Origin of the sequence: Streptomyces adustus (genome assembly GCF_009377175.1) — a bacterium.
In the GTDB taxonomy this organism is placed as follows: domain Bacteria; phylum Actinomycetota; class Actinomycetes; order Streptomycetales; family Streptomycetaceae; genus Streptomyces; species Streptomyces adustus.
In genome coordinates, this window is the sequence record NZ_VJZD01000199.1 from 1 (window position 1) to 18168 (window position 18168).

The following is an 18168-nucleotide window of genomic DNA, read 5'->3' on the forward strand; positions in this document are numbered from 1 at the left end:
CCGGGGGCGGGCCCACCGCGACGGGCCCGGTCAGGAAGGGCGCCAGGGCCTGGAGCACGTCGTCCCTGCGGTCCTCGCTGAGCAGGTTGACCCGGGCCGCCTCACGGTCGTACCAGGCGATGTTCCGGCCGTCAGGGAGACGGACGTACAGCTGTTCCCGGCCGTGTCGCCAGGTCGGTACGACGCGCAGTCCGCTCATGCGCCATCACCCCCCGACCATGGGAACAGGCGGGGTGCTCCAGGGGCAAGAACCCGGCTACCTTTGACGGAGTCGGCCTGGCGGTCGGAGTTGGCCTGACGGTCGGGAGGGCACCGTTGCGGACTCGCGGCAAGCAACCCGGGGTGCCCGCACCGCAGAACCCGTGGAGCGAGATCGTGCCGGGGCTGTGGATGGGCGGGCACGAGTTCCGGAGCCGTGCCGGGCATCTGGAACTCGCGGTCGTACGGGACGAGTTCGACCTCGTGCAGACGCTGCTGCGGCTGCCGGGGCACGGTCCCGACGCCGGGGTCGAGCACCATGTGTGGCCCATCCCGGACGGTCCCCTGGACGGGACGCAGCTCGCGGGTGTGATGCGGCTGGCGCAGGCCGCCAGCGAGGCACTGGACGAGGGGCGCAGGGTCCTGGTCCGCTGCTATCACGGCTACAACCGCTCGGGGCTCGTCGTGGCGCACGCGCTGGTCCGCCGCGGGCACTCGGCCGACGAGGCGATCAGGCTGATACGTTCCCGGCGCTCGCCCTGGGCGCTGCACAACGAACTGTTCGTCGCGTACCTGCGGGCCGGGCTGCCGACGGCCCGCCTGCTGGAGGACCTCGCCGAGTGAGCACCTCGCGGACGGACCACGACGCCGGCGGAGCAGCCCGGGACAGGGCAGCACGAAACGAAGCAGCGTGGGACGGGGCTGCGCGGGACGGGGCTGCGCGGGCTCGCTCGGGCCACCGGCCGAGCAAGATGAATTTTCATATGAATAAGGTGTACGGGGCCTCGTCGTCATCAGCCGCAGGAGTGCCGTGCGCCTCAGCCGACCCACCCGTACCGTCCTCGCCGTCCTCGCCGTCGTCGTCCTGTCGGCGACCGCGACGGCCTGCGGCGACGCCGGCGGGCTGCGTGCAGCCGGGGCGACCCCGACCGCGAACAGCCCGGCCCGGCTGTGGCCGGATCTGCCGCCCGCCTCGTCGCCGGCGTTCGACTTCGACGAGGCGGAGACGAAGACCGTGAAGGGCGTCGCCGTGCCGGGCGACGACATCCGCAAGGTGGATCCGGTGGCGGTCGTACGGGCGGAGATCGCGTCCGACCCCGGCGACTACGCGGGCGCCGGGGCGCGCTACCACGGGACGGCGAGCGCGCTGGCCGACTGTGTCGAGGGCAGGCAGACCGGGACCTGGGCGCAGCCGAAGGGCTGCCCGCTGCTCCAGCCGTACTACCGGGACCTGACCGGCGACGGGCACGACGACCTGACGCTGGGCTTCCGGCTGCTGCCCGGCGAGCTGACCGCCGTACGCGTCTACACCGTCGAGAAGCACCGGCTGGTGCAGGTGATGTCGTACGAGGACGCCCTGAGCGCGGTCGAGCTGGCCGGTCGGTCCGTGATAGTCCGTTCGCCGTCGGAGGTCGCCGGGTACGAGTACCGCCTCCAGTGGACCTGGGACGCGCAGCAGAAGGCGATGCTGCTGACGCACGACGAGATGCTCCGCACCGGCGGGAGGTCGCCTTCCCCCAGGCACTCCGCCGCGTCGCGGTCCGCCCGGCCGTCGTCCGCCGTGCCGACACCGCCGCCGGCCGTCCCCTCCGCCGCCCTGTCGTCGAGCACGTCATGAGTGTGCTGAGCTCGGTGCGGCTGCCGCAGTGGGCCGGGACCCTGGCGGTGAAGGCCGCGGTGTTCATCATCGTGATGTGCTGCGCGCTCGCCGCGCTGCTCGGCATCCTGGTGCACGTCCAGGTGACCGACCAGACCGTCGGCCAGGCCCGCGACCTCGCGCTGGCCCGGCTGACGGACGCGACCCAGGCGTACGAGGCCGGGGACTCGCTGCTGCCGGGCGCCGCCGTCGACCCCGAGGGGCTGCCCACGTCGCTGCGGACGCTGGCGGCACACGGGGAGCGCGGCACGATGGTCGCCGATCACCACGGCCGTCCCTCGATGTGGGCGGCCGGCCCCGCCGACGGCGGCCGGGCGCTGGCCGTCGAGGTCGACTACGCCCAGCAGGCGCGCACCATCGAGGGCCTGGACCGGGCGATCCTGTGGTCGTCCGGGCTGGCGATCGGGGCGACGGTGCTGGTGGGGGCGTTCGCGGTGACGCGGGTGGCGCGGCGGCTGCACGCCACGGCGCGGGTGGCCCGCAGGATCAGCGCGGGCGACCTGGACGCGCGGGTGGACGACCCCCGGGTGAAGGACCTGACGCAGCCGCAGGACGAGGTGGCCGCGGTCGCCGTGGCGCTGGACACGATGGCGTCGTCGTTGCAGAGCAAGCTGCTGAGCGAGCAGCGGTTCACCGCGGACGTGGCACACGAGCTGCGCACCCCGCTGACGGGTCTGCACGCGGCGGCCGAGCTGCTGCCTCCCGGACGGCCGACGGAACTGGTGCGCGACCGGGTGGCGGCGCTGCGCACGCTCACCGAGGACCTGCTGGAGATCTCGCGGCTGGACACCGGGCGGGAGCGGCTGGAGGCGGACACCGAGGAGCTGGGCGCGCTGGCCGAGCGGGTGGTGCGCGGCTCCGGCACGGTCACGGAGGTCAGGGTCGTGCGGGACGCGCGCGTGGAGACCGACCGGCGGCGGCTGGAGCGGGTGCTGGGCAACCTCGTGGCGAACGGGCACCGGCACGGGCGGACGCCGGTGGTGCTGACCGTGGACGGGCCGGTCGTCACCGTGCGGGACCACGGCGACGGCTATCCGGAGTACCTGGTGGCCCATGGGCCCCAGCGGTTCCGTACGGAGGGCGGGGCGAAGGGGCACGGCCTCGGCCTGACCATCGCGCTGGGCCAGTCCGAGGTGCTGGGTGCCCGGCTGGAGTTCGCCAACGCCCCGGACGGCGGGGCGCTGGCCCGGCTGACGCTTCCCCTGGCACCGGCACCGGAGGGCACCGGCCAGGACTGAACGGGCCGCGATCACGTGCGCTCCCCGATGGCGCATCGTGACGGGCGTCGGCGACACGCCGCTCCTAATGTGGCGATCAGTGAAATGTGGCGATCAGCGAGCTTCGCGCTCATTCCTCGCCCGTTCCCTGCCCGTTCCCTGCCCTTCCCCCGCCCTCTCACGGAGGTACCCGGATGTCCGTGCGCTCCGCTCCCGTCCGCCTCACTCCGGTCCCCGCGGTCGGCACCCGGTCCGGGGGACCGGTCCGCCGCATCGGTCACCTCGGGTCCGCAGCGTGTCGGCACTGACTCCGGGCAAGTCGGAAATCGCCCTGCGCATAGGCATGTTCCGGACATGACGCCGGCCGGAACAGCGACCGCCGCGCCCGCCCGGGACCCCGCCCGCGTGGTGCGCCTCCCCCGGCGCCGCGGCATCGAGCTGGCCCTCATCGTCGTCGCCGTACTGCTGTCCGTGTACGGCTACTGCGCCGTCGGCCTGGCCCGGCACGGCGCCGTACCGCCCGGGGCCGCGAAATACGGCGCCGGACTCGGCGTGCTCGCCCTGCTGGCGCATGTGGCGGTGCGGCTGCGGGCGCCGTACGCCGACCCCCTGTTGCTGCCCATCGGGGTGCTGCTCAACGGGCTGGGGCTGGTGCTGATCTACCGCCTCGACCTGGAGACCCCGGGCGACCGGGCCGCGCCGACCCAGCTGGTGTGGTCGACGCTCGGCGTGGCCCTGTTCATCGCGGTCGCCCTGCTGCTGCGCGACCACCGCGTGCTCCAGCGGTACGCCTACGTCTGTGTCGTCGCCGCTCTCGCCCTGCTGACGCTCCCGATCTTCTTCCCGGCCCTGAACGGCGCCCGCATCTGGGTCCGGATCGCCGGATTCTCCATCCAACCGAGCGAGTTCGCGAAGGTGCTGCTGGCGGTGTTCTTCGCCGCGTACCTGGCCGACAACCGCAACGCCCTCGCCTACACGGGCCGTCCGGTGTGGCGGTTCCGGAGGATCCAGCTGCCCACCGGGCGGGTGCTCGGCCCGATCCTGACCATCTGGCTGCTGAGCGTGGGCGTGCTGGTCCTGGAGCGCGATCTCGGCACCTCGCTGCTGTTCTTCGGCCTGTTCGTGGTGCTGCTGTACGTCGCCACCGGCCGCACCGGCTGGATCGCGGTCGGCCTGCTGCTCGCGTCGCTCGGCGCGGTCGCCGTCGGCCGGCTGGAGCCGCACGTGCACGGCAGGGTCGAGGACTGGCTGGACCCGTTCGCGACGATCGAGGCGGGCCTGGGACCGAACCAGCTGGCGCAGTCCCTGTTCGCGTTCGCGGCCGGCGGGGTGCTCGGGTCGGGCCTGGGCCTCGGGCACTCCATCCTGATCGGCTTCGCGGCCAAGTCGGACTTCATCCTGGCCACGGCGGGCGAGGAGCTGGGCCTGGTCGGACTCTCCGCGATCTTCATCCTCTACGGGCTGCTGGTGGAGCGCGGCTACCGGGCCGGCCTCGCCCTGCGCGAGCCGTTCGGGCGGCTGCTCGCGGTCGGCCTCGCCTCGATCGTGGCGCTCCAGGTGTTCGTCATCGCGGGCGGGGTGACCGGTCTGATCCCGCTGACCGGCATGGCGATGCCGTTCCTGGCGCAGGGCGGCTCGTCGGTGGTGACCAACTGGGCGATCGTGGCGCTGCTGATCCGGGTCAGCGACTCGGCCCGCAGCCAGTACGACGGTCAGGTGGCGCCGTGACCGACTACGACGGTCGGGTGGCGCCGTGACCGACTACGACGGTCGGGTGGCGCCGTGACCAAGTACATCCGGCACGCGGCGGCCTTCTGCGTCCTGCTGCTGGTCGCGCTGCTCGTCAACGCCCTGCGGGTGCAGGTCTTCCAGGCCGGTCCCTACGACGGAAGCACGGCCAACCGCCGTGCCACGATCGCCCGTTACGGACAGCCGCGCGGCGACATCCTGGTCGGCGGCGAGCCGGTCACCGGCTCCCGGGACACCGGCGAGCAGCTGCGCTACGAACGCACCTACAACGACGGCCCGCTGTACGCGCCCATCACCGGCTTCGCCTCCCAGGAGTACGGCACGACCCTGCTGGAGCACGCCGAGGACGGGGTGCTGGCGGGCACCGACCCGCTGCTCGCGCCGTTCCCGCTGTGGAGCGACCTGACCCGAGGCCTGCCGCCCGGCGGCAAGGTCGTCACCACCATCGACCCGGCGGCGCAGCGGGCGGCGTACGTGGGACTGGCCGGGCGCAAGGGCGCGGTGGCGGCGATCGAGCCGGCGACCGGGCGGATCCTGGCGCTGGTCTCCGCGCCCTCGTACGACCCGGCGGAGCTGTCGGGCAACCGGCCGGCGACGAAGGCGGCCTGGGAGCGGCTGAACCGCGACCCGGACAAGCCGATGCTCAACCGCGCGGTGCGCCAGACATATCCGCCGGGTTCGACCTTCAAGGTGGTCACCGCGGCGGCGGCGCTGGACGCGGGCGTGGTCACCGACATGGACGCGCAGACCGACTCCCCCGACCCGTACACCCTGCCCGGGACGCGCACCTGGCTGACGAACGAGGGCGACGGCTGCCAGGACGCCTCACTGCGGGAGGCGTTCAAGTGGTCGTGCAACACGGTCTTCGCGAAACTCGGGGTGGACGTGGGGGCGCGCGACATGGTGGGGACCGCGCAGGCCTTCGGCTTCAACGACACCGGGGTGCGGATCCCGTTCTCGGCGGCGACCAGCACCTTCGACACCAGTGTGGACCGGGCGCAGCTCGCGCTGTCGTCGATCGGCCAGTACAACACGCGGGCCACGCCGCTCCAGATGGCGATGGTCGCGGCGGCGGTGGCGAACGGGGGCCGGCTGCGGCCGCCGTATCTGGTGGAGCGGACCACCAGCCGCGACGGGGGCACGGTGTCGACGGCGGGTTCGCGCCCCGCACGGCAGGTGATGCAGCCGGCGACCGCGGAGCGGATGCGGGAGCTGATGACCGACGTGGTCGAGGACGGCACCGGTACGAACGCGGCGATCCCCGGCGCGACGGTCGGCGGCAAGACCGGCACCGCGCAGCACGGCCTGGGCAACTCCGGCATTCCGTATGCCTGGTTCGTGTCATGGGCGCAGGGCGAGCAGGATCCGGAGCCGAAGGTCGCGGTCGCGGTGGTGGTGGAGGACGCGTCGGCGAACCGCGGGGAGATCAGCGGGGGCGGGGACGCGGCGCCGATCGCGCGGGACGTGATGCGGGCGGTGCTGTCCGGGTGAGCGGTGCCCGGGCGGGCGGCGTCCGGGCGAGCCGCGTTCGGTGGGTGAGACGGGGGTACTGGGGCGGTACAGGTCCGTCCTACCTTTCACTCATGACTGAAGCCACGGAGAACACCGTGTACGAACTCGCCCAGGTCAACATCGCCCGCCTCAAATTCCCGCTGGATTCCCCTGAGTTGAAGGACTTCGTCGACGCCCTCGATCCGGTGAACGCCACCGCCGACACCGCCGGCGGGTTCGTCTGGCGACTGGCGAGCGAGTCGGGGGACGCAACGGACATCCCCGTCTTCGGGGACGAGTGGCTGATCGTCAACATGTCCGTGTGGCGCGACACCGACGCGCTGACCGCCTTCATGTACCAGGGACGGCACCGGGAGCTGCTGGCCCGGCGCCGCGAGTGGTTCGAGCGGGTCCAGGAGGCCATGGCGACCCTGTGGTGGGTCCCGGCGGGCCACCGGCCGACCGTCGCGGAGGCCGAGGACCGGCTGCGGCACCTGCGGGCGCACGGGGCGACGCCGTACGCGTTCACCCTGCGGACGACGTTCCCGCCGCAGACGGCGGCACCGCTGCCGGAGCCGGAGGAGTCGACGGGGCGGTCGGCCCCGGAAGGTCTGGACTGCCCGGTCTAGCCCGATAGGCGACCCACCTCGCGGGTCCACACGTAGACACCGAGTCAACAAGTGCTGCGCAAGGGATTGACGACCTTGCTGACAGGCAGTCTCATAAGTTCGGTAGACGTGACCCCCGGTAACGAGGTGGAAGAGCCATGACGACCCTGACGGAAGCCGACGCACTCGACGGTCTGCGTGACGCGCTCGGGCTCCTCAAGGACCGCGAGCAGGTGGCCGAACGCCTGCTCGCGTCGTCCGCCAAGCACTCCTTCGACCCGGACCGGGAACTGGACTGGGACGCGCCGTTCGAGGACGGCAAGTGGTTCTGGCCGCCGGAGCTGCTGAGCCTGTACGGCACGCCGATGTGGCAGCGGATGAGCGAGGAGCAGCGGATCCTGCTGTCCCGGCACGAGGCGGCCGCGCTCGCCTCGCTCGGCATCTGGTTCGAGATCATCCTGATGCAGCTGCTGGTCCGGCACATCTACGACAAGGCGGCGACGAGCGCGCACGTGCGGTACGCGCTGACCGAGATCGAGGACGAGTGCCGGCACTCGAAGATGTTCGCGCGGCTGATCGAGCGGGGCGACACGCCCTGGTACCCGGTCAGCCGCGGACACCAGCAGCTCGGACGGGTGTTCAAGACGATCTCCACCACGCCCGGATCGTTCACGGCGACGCTGCTCGGCGAGGAGGTCCTGGACTGGATGCAGCGGCTGACCTTCCCCGACGAGCGGGTGCAGCCGCTGGTCCGGGGCGTGACGCGGATCCATGTGGTGGAGGAGGCGCGGCACGTGCGCTACGCCCGCGAGGAGCTGCGGCGGCAGATGGTGACCGCGCCGCGGTGGTCCCAGGAGTTCACCCGGGTCACCTCGGGCGAGTTCGCCCGGGTGTTCTCGGTCGCCTTCGTCAATCCCGAGGTCTACACGAATGTGGGGCTCGACAGGCGGGAGGCGATCGCCCAGGTGAAGGCCAGCGGGCACCGGCGGGAGATCATGCAGACGGGAGCGAAGCGGCTGACGGACTTCCTCGACGACATCGGGGTGCTGCGCGGCGTGGGACGCCGGCTGTGGAAGTCCTCGGGGCTGCTGGCCTGACGGACGGCGGGACCGGGGACCGGTGGCCGGGCCGGAGCCGATGACCGGGCCGGGGACCGGTGGCCGGCCCGGGCAGCGATTACCCTGCCGGTCATGACCCCCTCAGCGCCCACCCCCGCCTACCGTCGCCTGAGCGTCGAGGAGCGTCGCAGTCAGCTCCTCGACTCCGCGCTGTCCCTCTTCGCGCACCGGGCGCCGGAGGAGGTGTCGCTGGACGACGTGGCGGAGGCGGCCGGGGTCTCGCGCCCGCTGGTGTACCGGTACTTCCCGGGCGGCAAGCAACAGCTCTACGAGGCCGCCCTCAGGTCCGCCGCCGACGAGCTGCGGCTCTGCTTCGACGAGCCCCGGCAGGGCCCGCTGCTGCCCCGGCTGTCCCGCGCCCTGGACCGCTATCTCGCCTTCGTCGACCAGCACGACGCCGGGTTCAGCGCGCTGCTCCAGGGCGGAAGCGTGGTGGAGACGTCCCGGACCACCGCCATCGTGGACGGGGTGCGCCGGGCCGCCGCCGAGCACATCCTCAGCCACCTCGGCGTCAGCGACCCCGGCCCCCGGCTGCGGATGACGGTCCGGATGTGGATCACCGCGGTGGAGGCGGCCTCGCTCATCTGGCTGGACGAGAACAAGGAACCGCCCGTCGACGAGCTGCGGGACTGGCTCGTGGAGCAGTTCGTCGCCGTCCTGACGGTCACCGCCCGGCGGGACCCGCAGACCGAGGCGCTCGTGCGTGCCGTCCTCGGGGCGGATGACTGACACTGGTGCCGTGAAGAGCCAAGACACCCCCTTCGAGGGCGGCCCCATGGACGGGCGCGTCCTGCCCGTGCTGCTCGGGCCCACCGGGCATCCGCCGAAGACGTACCGCATCCCCGTGCCGGACGCGGCCGGCGGCGCGCCCACCGTGCTGGTCTACCGGCGCGTGCCCCGGGGGCAGGGCAAGCTGCTCGGACTGCACCAGGGGTGGAAGTACACGTTCGACCCGGAGGGAAAGCAGAGCGGCCGCCCGAAATGGCCCTGGTCCAAGCCGGACACCACCCCGGACACTCGGCCGGACACCACCCCGGGCGCCTAGGACCTGCGGTTCGCCTGCCGGGCGGGACACCCCGCTCCCCCGTGCGCGCCCGCGGCCGTACGCCCGCCCGGCGGCAATCCACACACCACGCCGGACGGCAAGCCGGACGACCCGTACGGGTGACCTCGTTGCGCCGGTCCGCGCACACTCGGTACCTGAAACACGCAGGGTTATCTGATCATCACGGTACGGAGACGGGCGGACCGGCCGCCTGCCCCGCGCCGGAGGTGATGAGGTGTCAGGAAGGTTTCTGCGTCTGGCCTGTACGGCGGCGGCCGCCGCCCAGCTCGCCCTCGCACCCCAGTCCGTGGCGGCCCTCCCCGGCCCCGGGGCAGCCACCGCAGGCCCCGGGACGACCACCGCAAGTCCCGGGACGGCCACCGCAAGTTCCGAGAAACGTTCCGTCGCCGAGCTGCTGACGGACCTTCAACAGCTCTACCGGGCGACGGAGAAGGCCACCGAGACCTACAACGCCACCGAGGAGCAGCTGAAGAAGCAGAGCACCCGGGCCGGCCGGCTGGACGCCGAGCTGGACCGGGCGCGGCTGTCGCTGGACGAGAGCAGGGTCGAGGCGGCACGGCTGGCCCGTCAGCAGTACCAGGGCAGCAACGACATCTCCCCGTACCTGCGCCTGCTGCTCGCCCGCGACCCGCAGCACGCGCTCGACGAGGGCCATGTGATCGGACGGCTGGCCCGCGAGCGGACGGAGACGGTGGGGCGGCTGACCGGGAACGAGCGCAGAAGCCGTGACCTGGCCCGCAAGGCACGTACCGCCTTCTACACCCAGCGCGCCCTCGCCGAACGGCGCAAGAAGGACCGCGACGACGTGCACAGGCGGCTCGCGGCCGTCGAGAAGCTGATCGCCTCGCTCAGCGCCGAGCAGCTGACCGAGCTGGCCGAGTTCGAGCGGACCGGGATCGCGAAGGCGCAGGACGAGCTGATCACCTCGGGCGCGCTCGGCACGGCCGTCGAGCGGACGCCGACGCAGGAGGGCGAGGAGGCGGTGCGCTATGCCGTGCGGCAGCTCGGGAAGCCGTACGAGTGGGGCGCGGAGGGCCCGAAGTCGTACGACTGCTCCGGGCTGACCTCGCGGGCCTGGCAGGACGCCGGGACGGTGATTCCGCGGACCAGTCAGGAGCAGTGGGCGCGGCTGCCCCGGATCCCGCTCACCGAGCTGCGCCCCGGCGACCTCGTCGTCTATTTCCCGGAGGCGACCCATGTGGCGATGTATCTCGGCCACGGCATGGTGGTCCAGGCGCCCCGTCCCGGCGCGCGGGTGAAGGTCTCCCCGCTGGCCGCCAACCCGGTGCTGGGCGCCGTACGGCCCGATCCCGCGGGCACGCCGCTGCCGCGCTACACGCCGCCGGAACTCCCCGTCCACGCCCTCGACGGCAAGGACGAGGGATACGCCCCGGCGACGGCCCCCCGGCCGACGGCCGCACAACCGGCGGCCCCGCAGCCGTCCGCACCGCAGCCGGCGGCCCCGCGACCGGCGGCATCACAGCCGTCCGCCCCGCGACCGTCCGCACCGCAGTCGGCGGCCCCGCGACTGGCGGCGTCACAGCCGTCCGCCTCGCAACCGTCCGCGCCACCGGCGTCCGTGCCGAAGCCGTCCGTCCGGTAGGCGGGCGGGGCCGAGGGGCGGGTCCCCGACAGCGTGTCGGGGACCCGCGACCGGTGTGTCCGCCGGTCAGGCCCCGGCGACCGAGGCCAGGTACGCGCCCGTCTTCTCGGGGTCGTAGAAGAAGTTCTCGAAGTCGGCCGGGTCGTTGAAGGCGTTGGCGAAGCGGTCGGCGACCGGCTGGAGCTGGCCGGCGGCGCCGATGAGGTTGAGGATGTGCTCCGGCGGCGGGGCGAGCATCGCGTTGGTCCACTTGGTGACGTGCTGGGCGGTGTTCCAGTAGCGGTCGAAGGCCGACTGCATCCACATCTCGTCGAACGGCTTGTCCTCGTGTTCGAGGATCGCGGCGAGGTACGCGGCCGCGCACTTGGACGCCGAGTTGGAACCCTGGCCGGTGATCGGGTCGTTGGCGACCACTACGTCGGCCACGCCCAGGACCAGGCCACCGCCGGGGAGGCGGCCGATGGGGTTGCGGACGGTCGGGGCGTACCGGCCGGCGAGCGTGCCGCCCGCGTCGGTGAGCTCCGCCTTGGTCGCCCGCGCGTACTCCCAGGGCGTGAACTTCTCCATCAGCGCCAGGGTCAGGGCGAGGTGCTCGGCCGGGTCCTTGACGCCGGCGAAGGCGTCGAGCGGGCCGCCGGGTATGCCCTCCCAGAACAGGATGTCCGCGCGACCGGAGGTGGTCAGCGTCGGCATGACGAACAGCTCGCCGACCCCGGGGACCAGGTTGCAGCGGACCGCGTCGAACTCCGGGTGCTCCGGGCGCGGGCCCAGGCCGTGTACGTACGACACGGCGAGGGCGCGCTGCGGCGTGCTGTAGGGGGAGCGGGAGGCGTCCCGGCCGAACATCGACACCAGTTCGCCCTTGCCCGCCGAGACGAGGACGAGGTCGTAGGCGCGGGAGAAGTAGTCGAGGTCGCCGACCGCCACGCCGTGGATGACCAGCTGGCCGCCGCGCTGGACGAAGGTCTCCATCCAGCCGGCCATCTTCACCCGCTGGTCGACCGACTGGGCGTAGCCGTCCAGCTTGCCCACCCAGTCGATCGCCCGCTGCGAGGGGCCCGGGTCGAACGAGCCGGGGGCCGCGACCGAGACACCGAGGCCCTCGATCCTCGGGGCCTGCGACTCCCAGAAGTTCAGCTGGAGGTCGCGCTCGTGCTGAAGTGCCGTGTGGAACATGCACTGGGTCGACATGACCCGGCCGGAGCGGATCTCGTCCGCGGTCCGGTTGGACATCAGGGTGACCTCGTACCCGTGCGACTGGAGTCCGAGGGCGAGCTGGAGACCGGACTGGCCGGCTCCGACGACGAGTATCTTCCGCATGCGGGTGGTGGCTCCTCTATCACGACTGCTCAGGACTCGGGACGCACGGAACCGGCCGGTGCCGGTGCCGTTCGATACTGCGCACAGCGGCCGGACGGCGGGACCGCCGGGGTCGGCCGTCGGGCCGCGAAGAACTGCTCGGGGACTGCTGGGGATTGCCCGGGAACCGCCCGGCTCGCTCGGGGCTACTCGGGGGTTTCGGCGAGTGCGTGGCCCACCAGCGCCAGCAGGGACTCGATCACCGACACCCGCCGACGGGCGTCCATGATCAGCACGGGGATGTGCTCGGCGATCGTCAACGCCTCCCGAACGTCCTCGGGTTCAAAACTCTCCGAGTCGTCGAAGTGGTTGACCGCGACGACGTACGGCAGCCCGCAGCTCTCGAAGTAGTCCAGCGCCGGGAAGCAGTCCTTCAGGCGACGGGTGTCGGCCAGGACGACCGCGCCGATCGCGCCCCGCACCAGGTCGTCCCACATGAACCAGAACCGCTGCTGGCCCGGCGTGCCGAACAGGTAGAGCACCAGGTCGTCGTCGAGCGTGATGCGGCCGAAGTCCATGGCCACGGTGGTGGTCAGCTTGCCGGGGGTGTCGGTGAGGTCGTCGGTCTCCTCGCTCGCCTCGGTCATCAGCGCCTCCGTCTGGAGGGGCGTGATCTCCGAGACGGCGGTGACCAGCGTGGTCTTGCCGACCCCGAAGCCGCCCGCGATCACGATCTTCGTCGCGATCGGGGCGCGCGTCCGGTCCGTCTGCCAGGGCTGCGACGGTTCGTCGGGCTCGACGAACGAGGTGCCGCCCGAGGCGGCGGCGTCAGAGACGACGGAGTCCACTCAGCACCCTTTCCAGCAGAGCGCGGTCAGGCCGGCCGACGCCGTGACCGGTTCCGGTTCCGTACACACGGATCTTTCCCTGGTCCGCGAGGTCGCTCAGCAGGACCCGGACCACACCGAGCGGCATGCTCAGCAGCGCGGCGATCTCGGCCACCGTACGCATCCGGCGGCACAGTTCGACGATGGCCAGCATCTCCGGCATGACCCGGGCGCTGAGGGGGCCCGCCCCGAGGCTCAGCGCGTGCGGGGTGCCGCTCGTCAGTTCCTTGCGCTCCTGCGGAGCCTCGATCGCGGCGGTGCTCGCCACGAACGTCTCGACGAGGAGGACATGGCCGAAGCGGGTACGGCCGCCGGTCAGCGAGTAGGGGCGTACGCGGGCCACCTTGCGGTCGCCGCCGCGGACCGGGAGATGCGGCCTGGAGTTGCGGGGTGCGGTGCTCATCGGCCACTCCCCGTCGGCTCGCCCTCCAGGGATTTCCGCAGCTCGCTGCGGAGTTCGGGGGTCAGGACGTGACCGGCCCGGCCGACGAAGAGCGCCATGTGGTACGCCACCACGCTCATGTCGCACTCCGCGGCTCCGTGGACGCCGAGCAGTGAGCCGTCGCTGATCGACATCACGAACAGGCTGCCCTCCTCCATGGCGACCATGGAGTGCTTGACCGTGCCGAAGTCCATCAGCTTGGCGGCGCCGATGGTGAGGCTGCCGATGCCGGAGACGATGGTGGCGAGGTCGGCGGAGGAGCCGCGTGGCCCCTTGGGCTTGTCGTCGAAGGTCTCGCGGGCCTCGGCGTTGCGGCCGGGGTCGGAGGACAGCAGCAGCAGGCCGTCGGAGGAGACCACCGCGACGGACTGGATGCCTGGCACCTCCTCCACGAGGTTCGTCAGCAGCCAGTGCAGGTTCCGGGCCTCACTGCTCAGGCCGAAGGTACTGGTGGCGGTCAACTGCTTGCCTCCTCGACTGTGCCCCCCGTGGCGTCATCGCCAACTGCGTTCCGTGCGGGTGTCGCTGGTGTAGCCGGTGTCGCTGGTGTAGCCGGTGCTGCTGGTCGGGCAGGCACTGCCGGTCGGGCAGGCGCTGCCGGTTCCGCGGGTCGCGCGGCCGCCGCGGTCGGGATCTCGTTGCGGCCGGTCTGCTCCGCGATCTCCGCCGCCACCTCGCGGTGGCCGGCCTCCGCCCCCCGGCGGAAGCCACCGAGGCGGCGACGCAGCGCCTCGGCGTCGACGGAGCCGCTGCGCTGCCTCGGTCCCGAGGCGGGCGCGGTGACCTTCGGGGTGCGCTTGGGCAGCCCCTTGCTGGTGACAGGCTCCTCGGTCTCGTCCGGGGTGCGCTGGTGGCTGTCGGGGCCGATGGCGTAGGGGTCGACGGCCGGACCGGCGGCGGGCGCGGCCGGGACCGCGGGCGCGACAGGCTCGACGGGCGCGACAGGCTCGGCGGGCGCGGCCGGGACGGCGGGTTCGGCGGCCGCGGGCCGCTCGGGGGCCGGTGCCGGCTCCGGTTCGGCCGAGGGAGCCGGGATGAACAGCTCCATCGTGGTCTCGGCGAGGGACTCGGCGGGCGGGCCGGGTCGTGCCTGCGCGGGGACCCGGTCCTGCGCGGGAGCCTGGGCGGGTTCCGCCGCCGAGGCGAGCGGCGCGTCGGCCTCCGGTGCGGCCGCCTCCGGCACGTCCGTGCCGGGTGCGTCCGCCCGCGGTGCCTCCGCCTGCGGCGCCTCGGCTTGCGGCACGCCGGTCTGCGGTACGTCCGCCTGCGGTACGTCCGCCTGCGGTACGTCCGCCTGCGGCGCGTCCAACGCCGGTACGTCCGTCTCGTCGTCGGCGGAGGCTCGTACCGCCTGCTCCGCCAGGGCCACCAGTGGGTCCTTGGCCGCCGAACGGCCGTGCAGGACGTTGGAGTTGGCCTCCGCGTCGGCGCCCGGCAGCGCGTAGCCCTGCGCACCGCCGGCCGACGACCTGGCCGACGGGACGGCGGCCGGCGAGGCCGTCGCGAACAGCGTCTGCGGAAGGGCCACCACGGCCGCGATGCCGCCCTGCTTCTGCGCCCGCAGCTGCACGCGCACGTTGTGCCGGTGGGCCAGCCGGGCCACGACGTACAGGCCGAGCCCGAGACCGTCCTCGCCCTCCTGGTCGTAGGGCGACGCCGGGTCGAAGTCGGCGAGCCGGGCGTTGAGGCGGGTCAGCCGCTCCTCGGTGGTGCCGATGCCCTCGTCCTGGACGGAGAGCATGACCTCGCCGTTCTCCAGGAGCCAGGCGGAGACCTCCACGGGCACGTCCGGCGGGGAGAACGAGGTGGCGTTCTCCATGAGTTCGGCCAGCAGGTGCGAGAGGTCGTCGGCCGCGAAGCCGACGACGTGCGCGTGCGGCGGCACCGCGGCGATGCGGACGCGCTCGTAGCGCTCGATCTCGCTGACCGCCGCCCGTACGACGTCGACGAGCGGGACGGGCCCGGCGTGCTGCTGGACGTGTTCGGTGCCGGCCAGCACCAGGAGGTTCTCGCTGTGCCGGCGCATGACCGTGGCGAAGTGGTCGAGCTTGAAGAGGGTGGCCAGCCGGTCCGGGTCCTGCTCGCGCTCCTCCAGGCCCTCGATGACCGCGAGCTGCCGCTCGACGAGGCCCAGGGTGCGCAGCGCGAGGTTGACGAAGGAGCCGCCGATGCTGGTGCGCAGCCGCTCCAGCTGGGCGGCGGAGCCGGTGAGCTCGGAGCGCAGCTCCTCGCGGGCGTCGGCCATCTTCTGGCGCTGGCCGACGAGGTGCTTGCGGTCGGTCTCCAGGGTGGTGATGCGTTCCTGGAGGGCGACCGCGTGCGCGTGCAGGGCGTTGACGGACCGCACGACCTGGGCGAACTCGTCGTTGCGGCCGATGAACTTGACGGGTTCCTCGGCGACGAGGTCCGCCGTCTCCGCGAGCCGGGCCGAGCCGCGGCGCAGCGCGGACAGCGGCCGGGTCAGGGAGCGTGCCATACCGGTGGCGACACCGACGGCGACCAGCATCAGCACGCCGAGCACGGCGACGCGGATCTCCAGCGCGGTGACGTCGTCGTCGCGCAGCAGGCCCAGGTCCTTGGTGCGGTGGTCGTAGAGCGAGGACTCCGCGCCGCGCATCAGCTCGACCCGGGCGGTGAGCGCCGCGTCGAGCTTCTTGACGCTGGTGGCGAGCTCGCTGTCGGACAGCTCCGGCTGGTCGGTGAGGCGGGCCAGGTACTTGTCGGCGGAGTCGACCTCGGGGCCGGTGACCGTCGAGTCGTAGGTGTCGACGGTCGCCTTCGGCGCGGTCTCGTGGAAGTCGGCGAGGGCCGCGTCGGAGCGCACCCGGGCCTGCTGGGCGGCGGCGGTGAGGGCGTCGCGCTGCTTGGTGTCGGCGCCGGAGGAGACCGGGACCGTGTCCGTCAGGCCGGTGGCGGGGTTGTAGACGGACTCGGTGCTGGTCGGCACGTTCAGCGCGGCCAGCAGCAGTCCGCGGGCCGCCGCCGCCTGCTGGACGGCGGAGTCGAGCTCGGCGAGGGCGTGCGCGCCGGCGCCCGCGCGGGTGGGCATCCGGTCGGCGAGGCGCTCGGCGAGGCGGTGGAGTTCGGTGATGGCGGAGGAGTACGCACCGTGCGTTTCGAGAGCACTGCTCTTGCCGGTGAGCGCCGCTCTGCGTACGGCCGCGACATCGTCGAGGTCCGCGCGCAGCGAGGCCGGTACGTCCGGATCGGCGCGCAGCTCCTCCAGCAGCCGGTCGACCCGGGCGCTGCGGTCCTCGGTCGGCGCCTTGGACTTGGGCCGCCCGGCCGCGACGTAGGAGGTGATCTCGTCCCGTTCGTCGGCGAGCGAGTGGGCCAGCACCAGTGCGTCCTGGGTCTGGCCGGCCAGCGTCACCAGATCCTGGGAGTCCTTGAGCCGACCCGAGGCGGCCAGCACCGACGGGGCTCCGGCCGCGGCTATGGCCGCGGCCACGACGGCCACCGCGACGATCAGCCGGTTACGTACGTGGGTGGGACGGCCCTTGCCGACGGAGGAGCTCTGCGCGCCCCCTTCGGAGGCCGACTTCTTGTCTGCGCGCCGAGGCCGCGTCTTCTGCACCGGTGCTCGCATTCCTGACTCGTGTACCCATGGGTCCGGATGACGTTCCGTCAATCGGCTCGTACAACCTCCCCCGCATTCTCGGCTTCACCCGAGCAGGGGGGGGCACCCCTCAACCGGCTCCCGACCCTCCCAGTGCCGGTGGGCAGCGGTCCGGCATCACCTGACCCGCCACCCGAAGGAGTGAACATCGGAGGGGAGTTGGTGGGCAAGTTCCCCCGGCGCCCGCGGCAGCCGTGCGCGGTGGGCCGGTTGGACGTGGGCGGCGGGCTTTGACAGGATTCGCCGCCGCACCTTCCCGGAGTATGTCATTCCGCCTCAAATCAGGCGGTTGACCTGCGCCGGTGCGCCGATCCGGCGGCCGATGCCGCCCTTTCGCGCAAGTTGTGAAGAGGTGGTGCAGACTGGCCGAATGCGTACGGAACTTGTCTCGGAGCCCGGTCAACAGGACCGCCCCAACGAGGACTTCGCGAGCATCGGACTACCCGCATCCGGGCAAGGTGGCGCACTCGTCGTCCTGGACGGCGTGACACCACCACGGAGCGCGACGGGCTGTCTGCATTCGGTCCCCTGGTACACGGCACGTCTCGGGGGTGCCCTGACCGAAATGATCATTTCCCTCACCGATGTCCCGCTGACCGAGATCCTCGCCCGCGCCATCGCCCGTACCGCCTCGGCCCACGCGGACACCTGTGACCTTTCTCACCCGCGTACGCCGCAGGCAACCGTGGCCCTCGCCCGCTGGTCGCCGGAGACGGTCGCGTACCTGGTGCTCTCCGACTCGGTGCTGCTGCTCCGGTCCCCCGACGGGACGGTCACCCCGGTCCTGGACGACCGCATCGCCCGGCTGCCGCGCGCCTCGCTCGCCACCGACGCGGTGGTGGACTCGACCGTCCGCAACAAGGAGGGCGGCTTCTTCACCGCGGCGGCCGATCCGGCCGTGGCCGCCCGCGCCGTGACCGGCACCGTGCCCCGCGCCGAGGTCCGCGCGCTGGCCGCGCTGACGGACGGCGCCGCGCGCTGGGTGGAGAAGTTCCGGGCGGGCGACTGGGCGGACTGCCTCGCTCTTGTCCGGAAGGAGGGGCCGGGGACCCTGGTGGAGCGGGTGCGGACGCTGGAGAGAGCGGACGGCGACCGCCGGTTCCTGGGCCGCGGCAAGACGCACGACGACGCGACGGTCGTGTACGTGGAGTTCTAGGCGGTCACCGTGGGAGCGCGGGGCGCAGGAGGTGCGCGGGGCGCAGGGGGGCGATGGG

General features: G+C 72.7%; 16 protein-coding genes and 1 pseudogene. 11 read left to right on the plus strand and 6 right to left on the minus strand.

Annotation, left to right across the window (positions count from 1 at the left end; all coding sequences use genetic code 11):
- Positions 1–199: pseudogene (locus tag FNH09_RS34295) on the minus strand (NERD domain-containing protein); the annotation flags it as partial.
- Between the two features lie 116 nt (positions 200–315).
- Between FNH09_RS34295 and FNH09_RS34300 the strand changes: the two are divergent.
- The 10 genes from FNH09_RS34300 (at position 316) to FNH09_RS34345 (ending at position 10707) form a co-directional block, all read left to right on the plus strand.
- Positions 316–822, plus strand: a complete 507-nt coding sequence (locus FNH09_RS34300) for a protein-tyrosine phosphatase family protein (RefSeq protein ID WP_152893797.1) — start codon at positions 316–318, stop codon at positions 820–822.
- Positions 823–1009: 187 nt separating this feature from the next.
- The gene (locus FNH09_RS34305; protein ID WP_162469527.1) at positions 1010–1816 is read left to right on the plus strand and encodes a hypothetical protein; all 807 of its coding nucleotides are present in this window, start codon (positions 1010–1012) and stop codon (positions 1814–1816) included.
- Positions 1813–3093 carry a sensor histidine kinase gene (locus tag FNH09_RS34310; RefSeq protein ID WP_152893798.1) on the plus strand — a complete coding sequence of 427 codons (1281 nt, stop codon included), beginning with the start codon at positions 1813–1815 and terminating at the stop codon, positions 3091–3093. The genes FNH09_RS34305 and FNH09_RS34310 overlap by 4 nt, the downstream gene beginning before the upstream one ends.
- Positions 3094–3426: 333 nt before the next feature.
- Positions 3427–4800 carry an FtsW/RodA/SpoVE family cell cycle protein gene (locus FNH09_RS34315; protein WP_152893799.1) on the plus strand — a complete coding sequence of 458 codons (1374 nt, stop codon included), beginning with the start codon at positions 3427–3429 and terminating at the stop codon, positions 4798–4800.
- A gap of 54 nt (positions 4801–4854) precedes the next feature.
- On the plus strand, positions 4855–6312 hold the full coding sequence (locus FNH09_RS34320) for a penicillin-binding transpeptidase domain-containing protein (protein ID WP_162469528.1): 1458 nt from the start codon (positions 4855–4857) through the stop codon (positions 6310–6312).
- Between the two features lie 92 nt (positions 6313–6404).
- Complete coding sequence (locus tag FNH09_RS34325) at positions 6405–6941, plus strand: DUF3291 domain-containing protein (protein ID WP_152893800.1); 537 nt, start codon at positions 6405–6407, stop codon at positions 6939–6941.
- A 137-nt stretch (positions 6942–7078) separates the two neighbouring features.
- Positions 7079–8017: an AurF N-oxygenase family protein gene (locus FNH09_RS34330; RefSeq protein WP_152893801.1), complete on the plus strand. Its 939-nt coding sequence runs from the start codon at positions 7079–7081 to the stop codon at positions 8015–8017.
- Between the two features lie 93 nt (positions 8018–8110).
- Complete coding sequence (locus FNH09_RS34335; protein ID WP_152893802.1) at positions 8111–8767, plus strand: TetR/AcrR family transcriptional regulator; 657 nt, start codon at positions 8111–8113, stop codon at positions 8765–8767.
- Positions 8760–9083, plus strand: a complete 324-nt coding sequence (locus FNH09_RS34340) for a hypothetical protein (RefSeq protein WP_152893803.1) — start codon at positions 8760–8762, stop codon at positions 9081–9083. Before FNH09_RS34335 ends, FNH09_RS34340 begins: the two co-directional genes overlap by 8 nt.
- Positions 9084–9318: 235 nt before the next feature.
- Positions 9319–10707: an NlpC/P60 family protein gene (locus tag FNH09_RS34345; RefSeq protein WP_162469530.1), complete on the plus strand. Its 1389-nt coding sequence runs from the start codon at positions 9319–9321 to the stop codon at positions 10705–10707.
- Positions 10708–10773: 66 nt separating this feature from the next.
- Here the strand turns inward: FNH09_RS34345 and FNH09_RS34350 are convergent, their stop codons facing one another.
- From FNH09_RS34350 to FNH09_RS34370, 5 genes are all read right to left on the minus strand, one after another.
- A complete protein-coding gene (locus FNH09_RS34350) occupies positions 10774–12027 on the minus strand; it encodes a styrene monooxygenase/indole monooxygenase family protein (RefSeq protein ID WP_152893805.1) in 1254 nt (417 codons plus the stop codon).
- Positions 12028–12212: 185 nt separating this feature from the next.
- Positions 12213–12854, minus strand: a complete 642-nt coding sequence (locus FNH09_RS34355; RefSeq protein ID WP_162469531.1) for an ATP/GTP-binding protein — start codon at positions 12852–12854, stop codon at positions 12213–12215.
- Positions 12835–13296, minus strand: a complete 462-nt coding sequence (locus FNH09_RS34360) for a DUF742 domain-containing protein (RefSeq protein ID WP_152893806.1) — start codon at positions 13294–13296, stop codon at positions 12835–12837. The genes FNH09_RS34355 and FNH09_RS34360 overlap by 20 nt, the downstream gene beginning before the upstream one ends.
- On the minus strand, positions 13293–13796 hold the full coding sequence (locus FNH09_RS34365; RefSeq protein ID WP_152893807.1) for a roadblock/LC7 domain-containing protein: 504 nt from the start codon (positions 13794–13796) through the stop codon (positions 13293–13295). Before FNH09_RS34365 ends, FNH09_RS34360 begins: the two co-directional genes overlap by 4 nt.
- Complete coding sequence (locus tag FNH09_RS34370; protein WP_338017775.1) at positions 13793–16912, minus strand: sensor histidine kinase; 3120 nt, start codon at positions 16910–16912, stop codon at positions 13793–13795. Before FNH09_RS34370 ends, FNH09_RS34365 begins: the two co-directional genes overlap by 4 nt.
- 412 nt (positions 16913–17324) lie before the next feature.
- Between FNH09_RS34370 and FNH09_RS34375 the strand changes: the two genes are divergently transcribed.
- On the plus strand, positions 17325–18110 hold the full coding sequence (locus tag FNH09_RS34375; RefSeq protein WP_152893808.1) for a protein phosphatase 2C domain-containing protein: 786 nt from the start codon (positions 17325–17327) through the stop codon (positions 18108–18110).
- Positions 18111–18168 lie beyond the last annotated feature (58 nt).